This window comes from Kribbella sp. VKM Ac-2568 (assembly GCF_004345365.1).
In the GTDB taxonomy this organism is placed as follows: Bacteria; Actinomycetota; Actinomycetes; order Propionibacteriales; family Kribbellaceae; genus Kribbella; species Kribbella orskensis.
On record NZ_SLVF01000009.1, the window covers coordinates 365,920 to 378,904 of the forward strand.

Annotated in this window: 16 protein-coding genes; 9 read left to right on the top strand and 7 right to left on the bottom strand. The window is 68.7% G+C overall.

What is annotated here, in order from left to right; genetic code table 11:
• Positions 1–98: 98 nt before the first annotated feature.
• Complete coding sequence (locus EV648_RS27160; RefSeq protein WP_132297568.1) at positions 99–1,589, top strand: glycerophosphodiester phosphodiesterase; 1,491 nt, start codon at positions 99–101, stop codon at positions 1,587–1,589.
• On the opposite strand, the gene EV648_RS27165 is transcribed toward EV648_RS27160, so the two are convergent.
• Positions 1,586–2,581: a DUF2157 domain-containing protein gene (locus tag EV648_RS27165; protein WP_132297571.1), complete on the bottom strand. Its 996-nt coding sequence runs from the start codon at positions 2,579–2,581 to the stop codon at positions 1,586–1,588. The two genes, EV648_RS27160 and EV648_RS27165, sit on opposite strands and share 4 nt — an antisense overlap.
• A 79-nt stretch (positions 2,582–2,660) precedes the next feature.
• On the opposite strand from EV648_RS27165, the gene EV648_RS27170 reads away from it, so the two are divergent.
• A complete protein-coding gene (locus EV648_RS27170; protein WP_132297574.1) occupies positions 2,661–3,503 on the top strand; it encodes a mechanosensitive ion channel family protein in 843 nt (280 codons plus the stop codon).
• A 68-nt stretch (positions 3,504–3,571) separates the two neighbouring features.
• Here EV648_RS27170 and EV648_RS27175 read toward each other — a convergent pair whose 3' ends face one another.
• From EV648_RS27175 to EV648_RS27190, 4 genes are read right to left on the bottom strand one after another with little or no spacing between them, the layout of a single operon-like run.
• Complete coding sequence (locus EV648_RS27175; protein ID WP_132297577.1) at positions 3,572–4,003, bottom strand: OsmC family peroxiredoxin; 432 nt, start codon at positions 4,001–4,003, stop codon at positions 3,572–3,574.
• A 21-nt stretch (positions 4,004–4,024) separates the two neighbouring features.
• The gene (locus EV648_RS27180) at positions 4,025–4,444 is read right to left on the bottom strand and encodes a globin (protein ID WP_132297580.1); all 420 of its coding nucleotides are present in this window, start codon (positions 4,442–4,444) and stop codon (positions 4,025–4,027) included.
• Between the two features lie 13 nt (positions 4,445–4,457).
• Positions 4,458–4,880: a thioesterase family protein gene (locus EV648_RS27185; protein WP_132297583.1), complete on the bottom strand. Its 423-nt coding sequence runs from the start codon at positions 4,878–4,880 to the stop codon at positions 4,458–4,460.
• Positions 4,877–5,323: a thioesterase family protein gene (locus tag EV648_RS27190; protein WP_241995632.1), complete on the bottom strand. Its 447-nt coding sequence runs from the start codon at positions 5,321–5,323 to the stop codon at positions 4,877–4,879. Before EV648_RS27190 ends, EV648_RS27185 begins: the two co-directional genes overlap by 4 nt.
• Before the next feature lie 133 nt (positions 5,324–5,456).
• Here EV648_RS27190 and fabG point away from each other — a divergent pair, with 133 nt between their 5' ends.
• Together fabG and EV648_RS27200 are read left to right on the top strand one after the other, a co-directional pair.
• Positions 5,457–6,215: a 3-oxoacyl-ACP reductase FabG gene (fabG, locus tag EV648_RS27195; protein ID WP_132297589.1), complete on the top strand. Its 759-nt coding sequence runs from the start codon at positions 5,457–5,459 to the stop codon at positions 6,213–6,215.
• 26 nt (positions 6,216–6,241) lie between these two features.
• A complete protein-coding gene (locus EV648_RS27200) occupies positions 6,242–6,697 on the top strand; it encodes a MaoC family dehydratase (protein ID WP_132297592.1) in 456 nt (151 codons plus the stop codon).
• Positions 6,698–6,710: 13 nt separating this feature from the next.
• Here EV648_RS27200 and EV648_RS27205 read toward each other — a convergent pair whose 3' ends face one another.
• Together EV648_RS27205 and EV648_RS27210 are read right to left on the bottom strand one after the other, a co-directional pair.
• A complete protein-coding gene (locus EV648_RS27205; RefSeq protein ID WP_132297595.1) occupies positions 6,711–7,598 on the bottom strand; it encodes a GNAT family N-acetyltransferase in 888 nt (295 codons plus the stop codon).
• Between the two features lie 84 nt (positions 7,599–7,682).
• On the bottom strand, positions 7,683–8,573 hold the full coding sequence (locus EV648_RS27210; protein WP_132297598.1) for a GNAT family N-acetyltransferase: 891 nt from the start codon (positions 8,571–8,573) through the stop codon (positions 7,683–7,685).
• Between the two features lie 161 nt (positions 8,574–8,734).
• On the opposite strand from EV648_RS27210, the gene EV648_RS27215 reads away from it, so the two are divergent.
• From EV648_RS27215 to EV648_RS27235, 5 genes are read left to right on the top strand one after another with little or no spacing between them, the layout of a single operon-like run.
• Entirely contained in the window at positions 8,735–9,634 is a 900-nt protein-coding gene (locus EV648_RS27215; RefSeq protein ID WP_132297601.1) for an ABC transporter ATP-binding protein, read from the top strand.
• Entirely contained in the window at positions 9,627–10,511 is an 885-nt protein-coding gene (locus EV648_RS27220) for an ABC transporter permease (RefSeq protein ID WP_132297604.1), read from the top strand. Before EV648_RS27215 ends, EV648_RS27220 begins: the two co-directional genes overlap by 8 nt.
• Positions 10,508–11,422 carry an ABC transporter ATP-binding protein gene (locus EV648_RS27225; RefSeq protein ID WP_132297607.1) on the top strand — a complete coding sequence of 305 codons (915 nt, stop codon included), beginning with the start codon at positions 10,508–10,510 and terminating at the stop codon, positions 11,420–11,422. Before EV648_RS27220 ends, EV648_RS27225 begins: the two co-directional genes overlap by 4 nt.
• Positions 11,422–12,138, top strand: a complete 717-nt coding sequence (locus tag EV648_RS27230; protein WP_132297610.1) for an ABC transporter permease — start codon at positions 11,422–11,424, stop codon at positions 12,136–12,138. Before EV648_RS27225 ends, EV648_RS27230 begins: the two co-directional genes overlap by 1 nt.
• Before the next feature lie 49 nt (positions 12,139–12,187).
• On the top strand, positions 12,188–12,952 hold the full coding sequence (locus EV648_RS27235) for a hypothetical protein (protein WP_132297613.1): 765 nt from the start codon (positions 12,188–12,190) through the stop codon (positions 12,950–12,952).
• Positions 12,953–12,985 lie beyond the last annotated feature (33 nt).

Here is a 12,985-nt window from a genome sequence, read left to right on the forward strand (position 1 = left end):
CCTCCAGCCCGAACGCGAAGCGCGGCTGCCGTCCGACCGGCGGGAGCCTTTACCCTTCGGTGAGCGAACGGGCAGTCGCGCCAGCAGAGGGGGTATGGATGGAGAGGCCGCACGGGATCACACGGCGCACCACCCTGGGGTGGCTCGGCGCACTCGCAGTGGGCACGGCGGCCGCCAGTGGCTGCGAGGGCCCGTCCGCGAACAGCACCTCGGCAACCGGCGACTACAACCTCACGCACTGGGTCGCGGACCGCGGCGACAACTACCTGGTCGGCCACCGCGGCGCCGGCGACGTGTTCCCCGAGCACAGCATGGAGTCCTACCAGGCAGCGGTCGACTGGGGTGCCCAGGCGATGGAGATCAGCGTCGGCATCACCTCCGACAACGTGCTCGTCTGCCTGCACGACCTCACCCTCGACCGGACCACCACTCTGACCGGCAACCTGCGCGCCACCACGTACGACGCCATACGGGACGGGTGGCTCGACATCCCCCGGCTCGGCCCGGCCTGGCAGAACAAGGCCAAGATCCCGCTGTTCGAGGACGTACTGCGGACGTTCGGCGGCCGGGTGATCCTGTGCGTCGAGGCCAAGGACGACCGGGCGCACGGGCCGATGATGTCGATGATCGCCAAGTACGGGCTCGAGACGTCGGTGATGCTGAAGACCTACTTCAAGAGCAAACGGATCACCGAGGCCAAGGGCGCCGGGCTGGGCGTGTTCGCCTACTTCACCACGCCGGCCGAGATGACGGTCGACGCGATCCGGACGGTGGCGAGCAAGTTGTCGCCGGGCACCGACGCCATCGTGGTGCCGAACTCCGGCCCGGGCGGTTACCTCGCGCCCGAACTCGCCGACGCCGCCGTGGCCACGGGGCTCCCGGTCTGGCCGTATCCCCTGCACAGGCGCTCGGACGTGACCCACTACAAGGCGCTCGGCATGCCCGGCGCGGTCACCTCGAACATCGGCTACCTGCTCGCCAAGACCAAGGTCGACGTCACCGACCAGTGGGCCACCGGCGCTGTCGTGCCGGGCGAGCTCACCCGCGATCCGTACGACGAGCGGTTCGCTGTCGGGTGGGGCAAGGACGGCACCATCCTGCTCGGTGCCCAGAAGACGCAGCACTTCCTCACCCTCGGCAACCTCGGCCCGATCACCGCGCCGAGCTACTCGGTGGAGTTCCAGGCCTCTTACGCCACCCTGCCTGCAGACCCGACCGCCAACCTCACCCTGGCCTTCGGACATCAGGACGACGCGTACTACGAACACCATCTGGGCGCGGGCAGCGGCTACCACGCGGTCCTGCAGGCCGACGGGCAACTCGGTCTGTACGCGCACCGCAAGGGCAAGGCCGCGGGGACCAAGCTGGCCACCAAGAAGACCGCCGCGCCCTTCCGTGGCGAGTGGCTGTCCCTCCGGCTCGAGGTCACCCCGACCCAACTCACCTGGACCCGGCTGGACCAGTCCGCCAAGGTCCCGCCCAAAGTGACCGTCATCGACAAGGCGTACCGCGGCGGCTACCTGCACATCGGCCGAGGCTCCACCGACGGCGTCCTGGCCCTGCGCGGCCTGAAGGTGTCGACCCTCTAGCCAGGAACCCTTCGTTGGCGGCGACTCAGCAGCAGTACTGCGACCAGCAGCACCGCGCTGGCCACCACGAGCCCGATGGCCACCCCTGCCATGTTGTCGGTCAACTGGTAGAGCGCGGTCGGCCAGATGACCAGCAGGATGGAGCACCCGACCACCGCGTACGCCGAAGCGTGGCGGCGGCCGTACGCGACGAGCAGCGCCGCGGGTCCCGCGGTACCGACGACAAGGGCCATCACCTCGCCGCGGTCCTGGATCAGCCAGCAGATCGAGGAGCTGAACATGGCGGCACCCGCGAGGGACCAGGCGGTCACCTGATCCCGGACCAGGCCGAGGATCGCCATCACGAACGCCACCAGGATGAACCCGGTGCCGGCGACCCCGGCCGCGTTGGTGGTCGCCTGGCCGGCCGGCGTGAGCAGGTCCGCCGTAACCACCAGCACCCCGACCGCGAGAATCCCGAACGTTGCCACTAGCAACGATGAGCCGCCGAGCCACCAGACTCCCAGCGCGGCGATGGCCAGCGCCACGGCTACTCCGACGACGCGACCCGTCACGCCCTCGACCGCGACGTACACGGCGAAACCGGCCACGCAGCACCCGAGTGAGGCCAGCGCGGAGCTGAGTTGGTCACCTCTGCGGAGCAACGCGAGCACCACGGCGACACCGAGCAGGATGACGGCGGCGCTGGTTCCGGTGCCGATCCGGGCCGCACGGCCCATCTCGCCCCAGTTTGCGACCGTGAGAAGGGCCACAGCGCCCAGCAGCAAGGCACCGCCGATGTAGCCGAGCACCTCGGTCAAGGCCGACGAGTGCGTTGCGGTGGGTGGCTGCCGTGAGGTCCTGGGGGTGGTCGGCTCGGAAGACCCTTGTGTGGAGGCGGGAGCGGTGTCGAAGTCCGCAGCGGCGGCGGACCGCAGCGCGTCGGCCTGGTACTGACGCAGAACACCCGCGCTCACCAGCCTGGTCAGCTCGTCATCGAGCCGGCTCGGCATGACCGTTTCTCCTCCTCGCGCTTTCCGGGGTCTGGGGATGCGGCGATCCTGGCGGTGATCACTACAGTAGGGCGGCGAGATGCCTATTCTGCTCAGTTACCCCGTGTCCCTGCTCAGTCACCCTCTGTTCTCCGTGCCCCAGAGCTTCCCGACGTTCATCCGCAGAGGGAACGACGGCAAGCTCGAAGTGACCGACCAGATCATCACGGTCCCGGCCCGGATCCTCGGCCTGATCCTCGCCTTCTTCGTGCTCCGCTGGATCCTGCACAAGGCCATCCGCCGGTTCGCCCGGCCGCCCGGCAACGGCGCTGTCGCCGGGGTGCTGGCCAAGTCCAAGCGCGGTCAGGAATTCGTCGAGCAGACCCTGCTCAGCGAACGCCGGACCCAGCGGGCGGAGACCATCGCGTCACTACTCTGCAGCACCGTCACGATCGTGCTGACCGCGATACTGGTGGTGATGGTGATGGCCGAGCTCGGCTTCAACATCCTGCCGGTGGTCGCGTCCGCGAGCATCATCGGCGTGGTCCTCGGCTTCGGCGCCCAGACGCTGGTGAAGGACTTCCTGGCCGGCGTCTTCATGATCTTCGAGGACCAGTACGGCGTCGGCGACCTGGTCGACATGGAGAAGGCCACCGGCGTGGTCGAGGCGGTCGGCCTGCGGGTCACCCGACTGCGGGGCGAGGACGGCACCACCTGGTACGTCCGCAACGGCGAGGTGCTCCGGGTCGGCAACCTGACCACCCGCGACCCCGACGCGCCCACCACCAAGTCCACCGGCGTCGGCAGCGCCGCCGAGGCAGCCGACAACCCACCCCACCTGGACCAGCCGACCGAATCCACACCTCCGCGCGAAACCCGCCCGGTCGACCACACCACCGCCAGTCCAGGCGCAGGTCCCAGAGGCCACGAACCAGACGCCTGACAGAGGCGAGACAGGCGACGGCGCCGGTCCCCCGAGGGGGCCGGCGCCGTTCGTAGTACTGGCTGACGTCAGGCGGTGAAGGTGACGTCCAGGGTGATCGTGGTGCCGGTCAGCGCCTGGGAGACCGGGCAGTTCTTCTTGGCCTCCTCGGCGAACTGGGCGAACTCGTCCGCGGTCAGACCGGCGACCTTGCCGTTCACCGACAGAACGATGCCGGTGATGCCCTCACCCGGCTGGAAGGTCACGTCGGCGGTGGTGTCGATCGACTCCGGCGCGTGGCCGGCGCCGGCCAGCGCGTGCGCCAGCGCCATCGAGAAGCAGGTCGAGTGCGCGGCGGCGATCAGCTCCTCCGGGCTGGTCTTGCCCCCGGCCTTGTCCTGGGACCGGGCGGCCCAGGTCACGTCGAAGGTGCCGAGGCCCGACGACTCGAGGTTGACCTGACCGGCCCCCTCCAGCAGCGAACCTTCCCAGTGGGCCTTGGCGGTGCGGGTAGCGGCCATGCTCGTTGTCTCTCCTAAGGCTCAGTTGCCGGACACGTCGATCGCGCCCGGGTACTGCGGTTCGTCGGTGTTCACCATGCTTTGTGCCGCCATCACCAGGTACGTCCAGATCTCCTGGTCACGGTCCGGCTCCAGCTTGATCTCGTCGAGGGCGGCTCGCATGTGTCCCAGCCAGCGGTCCCGTGCGCTCGGGGTGACGGCGAACGGGTTGTGCCGCATCCGCAGCCGGGGGTGTCCGCGCTGCTCGGAATAGGTCCGCGGCCCGCCCCAGTACTGCACCAGGAACATCCGGAAGCGCTCCTCGGCCGGGCCGAGGTCCTCCTCCGGGTACAGCGCGCGCAACTCCGGGTCGGCGGCGACACCGCGGTAGAACGCGGCCACCAATCGGTGGAAGGTGTCGGCTCCCCCGACGGCGTCGTAGAAACTCTGTGGCTCGCTCATCGCTCCCAGTGTCTCAACTCGCCGAAACGTGCCGACCGAGGGCTGCCCGCTCGGTCTCGCCCAGCGGCCGCTTGGCCTGCGTCTCGCCGTCCACCGCGACGATCACCGAGACCGCCTTGGCGTAGACGATCTCGGCCTCCCCGCCCCGGTCGACGATCCGCGAGCCCAGCGTGTACGACGTGGTGCCGATCGACTCGACCCACACGTCCACGTCGTACGGCGGGTGCCGGAGCAGGATCGGGCGCAGGTAGTCGACGGTCTGGCTGACCAGCACACACGGGTACTCCGTGAAGTAGTCGCCCACGCCAGTGCCGACCACCTCGGCCAGGAACAGGATCCGGGCCTCCTGCAGGTAGTCGAAGTACCGGACGTTGTTCACGTGGTCGTAGGAGTCGATGTCCGACCAGCGGACCAGGACCGGATGGGTGAAGCTCATGAGCCCACCAGCTTCGACAGGGCCTCGCGCTCCACCGGGGAGATCCGGCGCAACCGGTTCGCGGCGAAGTCGAACGGGACCAGCCGGGTCCGCGCCTCGACGTACGTCCGGCGCGGTTCGGCGTCGAGGATCTCGTAGTCGACGGTGAAGGAGGCAGCCTTGATCTCGCTGATCCACAGCTCGATCCGGACCGGATCGGCGCGGAAGACCAGCGGGGCGCGGTACTGCACCTCGTGCCGGGCCACCAGCAGTCCCGTCTCCAGGTCGTCGGCGCCGAGTTCCTTGGCGGTCCGGAAGAGGAAGTCCACCCGGGCGTCCTGCAGATAGTCGACGTACCGGCCGTTGTTCACGTGGCCGAGCGCGTCCATGTCGCCCCAGCGGAGCGGGCAGTGATAGACGTGTCGGTTGTGGGGCTCGCTGTGATCATCGTTGTGATCATGCACACGGCGATCATCGCATCCGTGCCACAGCGTGTCCGACGAGGCGTGGGTAGTCTGCATCCCGGACACGCCCACCCGGGCACGGTGGTAGGACTGCACTGCGGCAGTGCACCTAGGCAGCGAAGGAGTTCGGCGGATGAGCGAGCAGCAGAGGGTGGCGATCGTCACCGGGGCAGCCCGGGGGATCGGCGCCGCCGTGGCGCAGCGGCTCGCCGCCGACGGCAACGCGGTCGCGGTGCTGGACCTGGACGAGGCGGCCTGCGCCGGCACCGTCGAGGCGATCACCGCCGCGGGTGGCAAGGCCGTCGCGGTCGGTTGTGACGTAAGCAAGTCCGACCAGGTCACCGCCGCCGTGGAGCGGGTCGTGGCCGAGCTGGGCGCGCCGACGATCCTGGTGAACAACGCGGGCGTGCTGCGCGACAACCTGCTGTTCAAGATGACCGAGGACGACTGGGACACCGTGATGTCGGTGCACCTGCGCGGCAGCTTCCTGATGTCGAAGGCGTGCCAGGCGCACATGGTCGAGGCGGCGTACGGGCGGATGGTCTTCCTCTCCTCCACCTCGGCGCTCGGCAACCGCGGCCAGGCCAACTACGCCTCCGCCAAGGCCGGTCTGCAGGGGCTGGCGAAGACCCTGGCGATCGAGCTGGGCAAGTTCGGCGTCACCGCGAACGCGATCGCGCCGGGCTTCATCGAGACCGACATGACGGCGGCCACCGCGGCCCGGGTCGGCGTCGACTTCGAGGAGTTCAAGAAGGCCACCGCGGCCACCATCCCGGTGAACCGGACCGGCAAGCCCGAGGACATCGCCGCCGCCGCGTCGTTCTTCTGCAGCGAGGAGGCCGGCTTCGTCTCCGGCCAGGTCCTGTACGTCGCCGGCGGCCCCCGCAACTGAGCTAGCTAGGAGTTGAAGAGACCGACATGGCGCAAACCTTCACCGGGGTCGACGAGGTCGCCCACGCGGTCGGCACCCAACTCGGCGAGACCGAGTGGCTCGAGATCACCCAGGAACAGGTGAACCAGTTCGCCGAGGCGACCGGTGACCACCAGTGGATCCACGTCGACGTCGCCCGCGCCGCCAAAGGCCCGTACGGCGGCACGATCGCGCACGGCTATCTCACCCTGAGCCTGATCGCCCGCTTCGGCGAGGAACTCTTCTCGATCAAGGGCGTCACCGCCAAGCTGAACTACGGCGTCAACAAGGTCCGCTTCCCCGCCCCCGTCCCGGTCGGCTCCCGAGTCCGGGCCAGCGCGTCGATCGCCGGCGCCCAGGAAACCCCCGCCGGCGTCCAGGTCTCCCTCCAATGGGTCATAGAACTGGAAAACTCCACCAAACCCGCCTGCGTAGCCGAAACCGTGGTACTCCTCGTCCGCTGACTGAAAAGTCTGTTCAGAGTGGGCAGACGAGGACTGAGTGGGTGGCGGTTCGGTGATAACCCAGCCATTCGTTGACGGCGATCATCGGCTCGTTGCCGGCGTAGTTCGCGGTGTAGGCACCAACCACCCCGGCATCGGCCGCCCGGCGCAGCGCCGCGCACTTCACCAACTTGGCCAATCCGCGACCCCGGTACTCCGGCATCGTCGCGGTCATCTGCGACCAGATCTTGTGGTGATCCCCGTTCCCGAGCGTGAACCCGACCACCTGATCCCCGTGCAACGCGGCGACACTGAGATCGAGGACCATCCCCGGCGCCTTCCACACCCCGGCCAGCCAATCCTCGTACGGCCTGCTGGTGATCTTCGCGTCCCCCGGTTTGGTGCGCTGGGCAACTTCATCGGCCTCGTAGACCGCCCGCGGATCCACCTCGTCCAGCGGCACCAACCGCACCGCCGACGGCACCTCCGGCATCGCGGGAGCCAGCCGCGGCTCGATCCCCGCGTAGTACACCTGCCGGGTCTGCTCATAACCCCAGCGTGATGCCCACTTCACCGACGCCGGATCCGCGAACACCCGCACACTCTGCGCGCCCGCGTTCTTCAGATGCGCGTGCGTCGCCTCCAGCAACTCCGTCCCGGCGCCATGCCCCCGATGCTCGGGATGCACCAGCACCCGCAGTTGCGCGCTGACCGGATCGGACCCCGCGATCAGCGCGGCGGAACTCCACCCGATCACCTCACCGTCCTGCACAGCGGCCAGGCTGAGCCGCGCCAGCGACCCGCCGGCCTGGCTGATGCTGGAGCGCACTCCCCCAACGGTGGACACCAGATAGGGCTCGACGAGTTCACAGAGTGCGACGGCGGATTCCGCGTCCGCGACGACGGCAGGCCTGATCTCCATCCGACCTCCTTCCACCCGAGTTCTGTGGAAGATAACGCGGTATCCGGGGCAATCAGGGACCGCAGCGTAAAAAAGTTACGCAATTCAGAGGGTTCGCAACAGTCCGGTCTGGGTCTGCACCCGGCGGTAACCGAGCCAGTTGTTCACGGCAAGCATCGGACCGTTCTCGTCGTCGTTGGAGGTGAACGCGCCGACGATGCCGGCGTCGGCGCAACGCCGCAGCGCCTCCCACTTGACGAGCTTCGCGAGCCCGCGACCGCGGTACGCCGGGATCGATCCGGTCATCGCCGACCAGGCCCGGTCGCCGTCGGTCTCGATCGCCGAGAACGCGGCCACCTCGTCGCCGGCCATCGCCGCCACGCCCAGGGACTTGTCCAGCGCCGGCGACTCCCACACCTCGCGAACCCAGTCGTCGTAGTCGATCGCGTCGGCCGGCGAGTCGCTCGGCTCATCCAACGTCGCCACCGCGTCCGCGGTGTAGGCCTGCCGCGCATCGAGGGTGTCCATCGTGACCAGTTCGATCCCCTCGGGCGTCGGCGGCCGCTCCGGCAACACCCGCGGATCGACCCCGGAGTAATGCATCTGCCGGGTCCCGTCGTACCCGAACCGCTTCGCGAACTCGACCCCGCCCGGCTCGGCGAACGCCCGCGCCCGTACTGCGCCGATCTCGGCGAGGTGATCGTGCAACGGCTTCGCCAGCGCGTCCGCGATCCCCTGCCGCCGGTGCTCCGGGTGCACGTAGATCGAGATGCCGGCCTGGCCTTCCTCGCTCGTCCAGGTGTTCAGCCCGGTCGCTCCCCACGCCACCAGGTCACGACCGGAGATCGCCACCAGGCCGAGGAACTTCTCGGCCGGCGAATGCACCTCGATCAGGTGACGTGTACTCGCCGGGGACATCACGGAGTACGAGAAAGTCGCGCGCCGCAGCGCGGACACCGCCTCGGCGTCGTCCGGTACCACGGGCCTGATCTCCATGGCGTGGACGATAACGAGCCGCCGTGCGCACCCGCCACGCATTTACCGGCACACACGATCGCGCCGCGTTTCGCCGTACCGGCGGCAGTTGGGACGTGATCGCAACAGCCGAGGGGTGCCTGTGATTCTGCCCAGACACCCTCGGGCCTTAGGGTTGGCCGGTGCCCGTGATCGCGACCGCATCGTTGACCAAGCGATACCCGCGTGTGACGGCCCTGGACGAGCTGACCGTCGAGGTGGGGTCCGGAGTGACCGGACTGGTCGGAGCCAATGGCGCCGGCAAGTCGACCCTGCTGAAGATCCTGCTCGGACTGATCGCCCCGACCGCCGGAAGTGCCATCGTGCTGGGACACGACGTGGTCACCGGCGGCGAGGCGGTCCGCGCGCTCGTCGGCTACATGCCCGAGCACGACTGCCTGCCGCCCGACGTGTCGGCGACCGAGTTCGTCGTCCACCTCGGCCGGATGTCCGGCCTGCCCGCCACCGCCGCCCGCGAACGCGCCGCCGACGTACTGCGGCACGTCGGGCTGGACGAGGCCCGGTACCGCCCGATGGGTGGTTACTCCACCGGCATGAAGCAGCGGGTCAAGCTGGCACAGGCGCTGACCCACGACCCCAAGCTCGTGCTGCTCGACGAGCCCACCAACGGCCTCGACCCCGCCGGACGCGACGAGATGCTCACGCTGGTCCGGCGGATCGGCACCGAGTTCGGCATCCCCGTGCTGATCACCTCACACCTGCTCGGTGAGCTCGAGCACGTCTGCGACCACATCGTCGTGCTGGACGGCGGCCGGTTGCTCCGGTCGGAGTCGAAGGCAGCCCTGACCGGCGAGACCGGAGTACTGGCTGTCGAGGTCCGCGACCTGAGCGGGCGCGACCGGCTCGGTGCGGCGCTGGAACGGGCCGGCGCGAGGGCGAGGGCCGAAGGGCCGCTGGTGCTGGTGGAGATCAGCGGCGAGGAGACGTACGACATCGTCCGCGACACGGTCGCCGAGCTCGGCCTCGGCCTGGTCCGGGTCGAACCGCATCGGCACCGGCTGGAAGAGGTCTTCAGTGTCTGACCGCACGGGTGTCATCCATGACATCGGCTACCGGCACTACGACGGACCGCGGCTCGGCCGGTGGGCGATCACGCAGGCCCTGATGGTCAGCAGCCTCCGGCACGCCTACGGAATCGGCCGATCCGGCAAGTCCAAGGTGATGCCGATCTTCCTGCTCGCGGTGATGGTGGTGCCGGCGGCGATCGTGGTCGGCATCGAGAACGGCCTGCAGTTCGACAAGCCGCCGGTCGAGCCGGTCGACTACATCTACCTGCTGCAGCCGGTGATCGCGCTGTACCTCGCCTCGCAGGCTCCCCAGCTGTTCTCGCGCGACCTCCGCTACCGCTCGATCGTGCTCTACCTGGCCCGGCCGCCGCGCCGTACCGACTACGCGCTGGCGAAGCTGACCGCGCTGGTCGCCGCCCAGATGATCCTGATCTGCATCCCCCTCGTCGTCCTGTACGCCGGGGCGTTGCTGGCCAAGTACAACTTCCTGCAGATGAGCAGGCAGTTCGTGGCCGGGCTTGCCGGGGCGTTGCTGCTGTCGATCCTGCTCGCCGCGATCGGCGGCCTGATCGCGGCGGCCACCCCACGCCGGGGATTCGCCGTCGCCGCGATCATCGCCGTACTGATCGTGTCCTTCACCGCGGCGACCACCACGATGGCGATCGTGGACGAGAAGGGCGACATGTCGAGCACGGCCGCGCGGTACGCGAGTCTGGTGTCGCCGTTCAACCTCACCGAGGCCCTGCAGACGTGGTTCCTGCGCAACGACCGCGACGGCAGCTGGATGCCGACCACCCAGCAGGGCCTGGTGTTCACCGCGGTCTACGTGCTGCTCGTCGCGGCGTGCGTTTGGGGCGTCAACGCGCGGTACGCGAAGGTGGCGCGCGGATGAGCGTGATCCGGATCGAGAAGGTCTCCCGCTGGTACGGCAACGTGGTGGCGATCAACGATGTCACCATGACGATCGGCCCTGGCGTCACGGGGTTGCTCGGCCCGAACGGCGCGGGCAAGTCGACGCTGATCACGATGATGGCGGGATTCCTGCCGCCCTCGACCGGCACGGTCACGCTCGACGGCGCCGAGGTGTGGCGCAACGAGGGCGCCTACCGGCACATCGGCCTGGTCCCCGAGACCGAGGCCGTCTATGACACGTTGACCGGCTCGCAGTTCGTGGTCGCGAACGCCCAGCTCCAGGGTCTGCCGAATCCCGGTGCCGCCGCGGCCGAGGCGATCACCACCGTCGCCATGGAGGACGCGGCCGGGCGCCGCATCTCGACGTACTCGAAGGGTATGAAGCAGCGGATCAAGATGGCCGCGGCGCTCGTGCACGAGCCGTCGGTACTGCTGCTCGACGAGCCGTTCAACGGGATGGACCCGCGACAGCGGCTGCACCTGATGGACCTGCTCCGCAGGATGGGCGCGGACGGGCGCACGGTGCTGTTCAGCTCGCACATCCTGGAGGAGGTGCAGCAGGTCGCGACCCACATCGAGGTCGTCGTATCCGGCCGGCACGCGGCCTCTGGCGACTACCGCGCCATCCGCACACTGATGACGGACCGACCGGTGCTCTACCGGCTGCGATCTTCCGACAACCGCCGGCTAGCCTCCGCACTGATCGCCGACCCTTGTACGTCGGGCGCCGACCTGGACGACTCCTCCCTGCAGGTGCAGGTGCTCGACTTCGAGCGCTTCAGCCGGCTGGTTCCCACGCTGGCGCGGGAGCTGGGCATCCGGCTGCTCGAGGTCGCGCCGACGGACGAGTCCCTCGAGAGCGTCTTCTCCTACCTCGTCGGGAGGCGCTGATGGTCGCCACGATCGCCCGGCTCACGCTGGCCACGCTCTTCGGCCACCGGCGCGGGTTACTGCTGTTCATCCTCCCCGTGGTGCTGCTAGCGCTCTGCGTGCTGCTCGCCTTGACGGTGGACGACACCGCCGACTTCAGTACCGCGTTGCTCCAGCAGTTCGGGCTCGCGGTGATCCTGCCGCTGGTCGCGCTGATCGCGGCGACCGGCGCGATCGCGACCGAGATCGACGACGGCTCGATCGTCTACCTGCTGAGCAAGCCGATCAAGCGCTACACGATCATCCTCACCAAGGCCGGCCTCGCCATCGGCGTCATCTTCGCCCTCGGCGCGATCCCGATGACGCTGGCCGGCATCATCCTCGACCCGTCCGACCTCCGGACGGCCCTTGCCTTCGGCATCGGCGCCCTGGTCGCCGGCATCGCCTACACCGCGATCTTCACCGCCATCTCCGTGATCTCGGCCAACGCCGTCACCATCGGTCTGCTCTACTCGTTGCTCTGGGAAAGCGTGATGGGACAGTACGTGGACGGCGCCAAGGCTCTTTCGGTCCAGCAGTGGTCCCTTGCGCTGATCCAGAAGCTCTCCGACGCTCCCCACGTCGAGTCCGCGGTCAAACTCCCGATCGCCATGATCCTCCTGCTGGCAGTCACCGCGGTCGGCCTGACCTTGGCCATCACCCGCCTCCGCTCGCTGGTGCTGTCCACCTCCGAATAACCTCCAGCAGCGTCTTGCTGGGGTGGCCGGCAGTGCGCATGCTGGCGTGGTGGGCAACTGGCGGCAGACCAGTGTTCGGGCGCTCGCCGTCTTCTATGCGCTGGTGTGGCTTCTGCCGGGCTTTGCCATCATCGACCTGACCGTCACGTGGAGTTCGTCCTGGCCGGTGATGCTGGAGGCTGGTTGGGGCCTCATGTTCGGCGCCCTGATCGCGGCGCCTTTGATTGCCCTCGTCCATACCCCTTTCAACACCGCCGCGATCGTCCAGTTGACCGTCGTCTGCCTCGTGACCGCCCTGGCGGCGGCTGTGTCGCTCGCCTGGCAGGCGGCCGTTCTCGACGGTGTCCTGGCCGTGCAGATCCTCTCCATCGTCCTGATCGCTTCTCCTCGCGCTTGGCGCGGACTCGGACCTTCACGCCTCTCAGTACCGCTGGCCGTGCTCGCGCTCGTCAGCATCGGCCCCTGGGTCGCCTATGCCTTCGAGATGTTCGCCGCGGATCGCGAGAACCGCCCGGACGGCGACTACACCAACGGCGTGGACCACTACTCCGTCCAAGGCGCGCTCGCGCTGGCCCTGGTCGCCCTGACCGCATTGGCGGCGTGGTGGCCGCATCGGTTCCTACTTGCCGCAATCGGAGTGGCGGTGTCCGGTATGTATCTGGGCATCGTCTCGGCGGCGCACCAGGGCACCCCTGGCGGCTTCAGCACGACCTGGTCCTGGGCGGCCGTGCTCTGGGGAGCCGCGGTCGGCGCCGCTGCGTTCCTGACCAGATACCAACAGCCATCCGCGGCAGGTCTCCGCTCCTTCGATTGACAGCATACTGTCATGTGGGAGGTATGCTGTCAT

Excerpts from the sequence above, each read along its gene's own strand:
- EV648_RS27160 (WP_132297568.1), top strand. The coding sequence starts at position 99 with ATGGAGAGGCCGCACGGGATCACACGGCGCACCACCCTGGGGTGGCTC.
- EV648_RS27165 (WP_132297571.1), bottom strand. The coding sequence starts at position 2,581 with ATGCCGAGCCGGCTCGATGACGAGCTGACCAGGCTGGTGAGCGCGGGT.
- EV648_RS27170 (WP_132297574.1), top strand. The coding sequence starts at position 2,661 with ATGCCTATTCTGCTCAGTTACCCCGTGTCCCTGCTCAGTCACCCTCTG.
- EV648_RS27175 (WP_132297577.1), bottom strand. The coding sequence starts at position 4,003 with ATGGCCGCTACCCGCACCGCCAAGGCCCACTGGGAAGGTTCGCTGCTG.
- EV648_RS27180 (WP_132297580.1), bottom strand. The coding sequence starts at position 4,444 with ATGAGCGAGCCACAGAGTTTCTACGACGCCGTCGGGGGAGCCGACACC.
- EV648_RS27185 (WP_132297583.1), bottom strand. The coding sequence starts at position 4,880 with ATGAGCTTCACCCATCCGGTCCTGGTCCGCTGGTCGGACATCGACTCC.
- fabG (WP_132297589.1), top strand. The coding sequence starts at position 5,457 with ATGAGCGAGCAGCAGAGGGTGGCGATCGTCACCGGGGCAGCCCGGGGG.
- EV648_RS27200 (WP_132297592.1), top strand. The coding sequence starts at position 6,242 with ATGGCGCAAACCTTCACCGGGGTCGACGAGGTCGCCCACGCGGTCGGC.
- EV648_RS27205 (WP_132297595.1), bottom strand. The coding sequence starts at position 7,598 with ATGGAGATCAGGCCTGCCGTCGTCGCGGACGCGGAATCCGCCGTCGCA.
- EV648_RS27210 (WP_132297598.1), bottom strand. The coding sequence starts at position 8,573 with ATGGAGATCAGGCCCGTGGTACCGGACGACGCCGAGGCGGTGTCCGCG.
- EV648_RS27225 (WP_132297607.1), top strand. The coding sequence starts at position 10,508 with ATGAGCGTGATCCGGATCGAGAAGGTCTCCCGCTGGTACGGCAACGTG.
- EV648_RS27230 (WP_132297610.1), top strand. The coding sequence starts at position 11,422 with ATGGTCGCCACGATCGCCCGGCTCACGCTGGCCACGCTCTTCGGCCAC.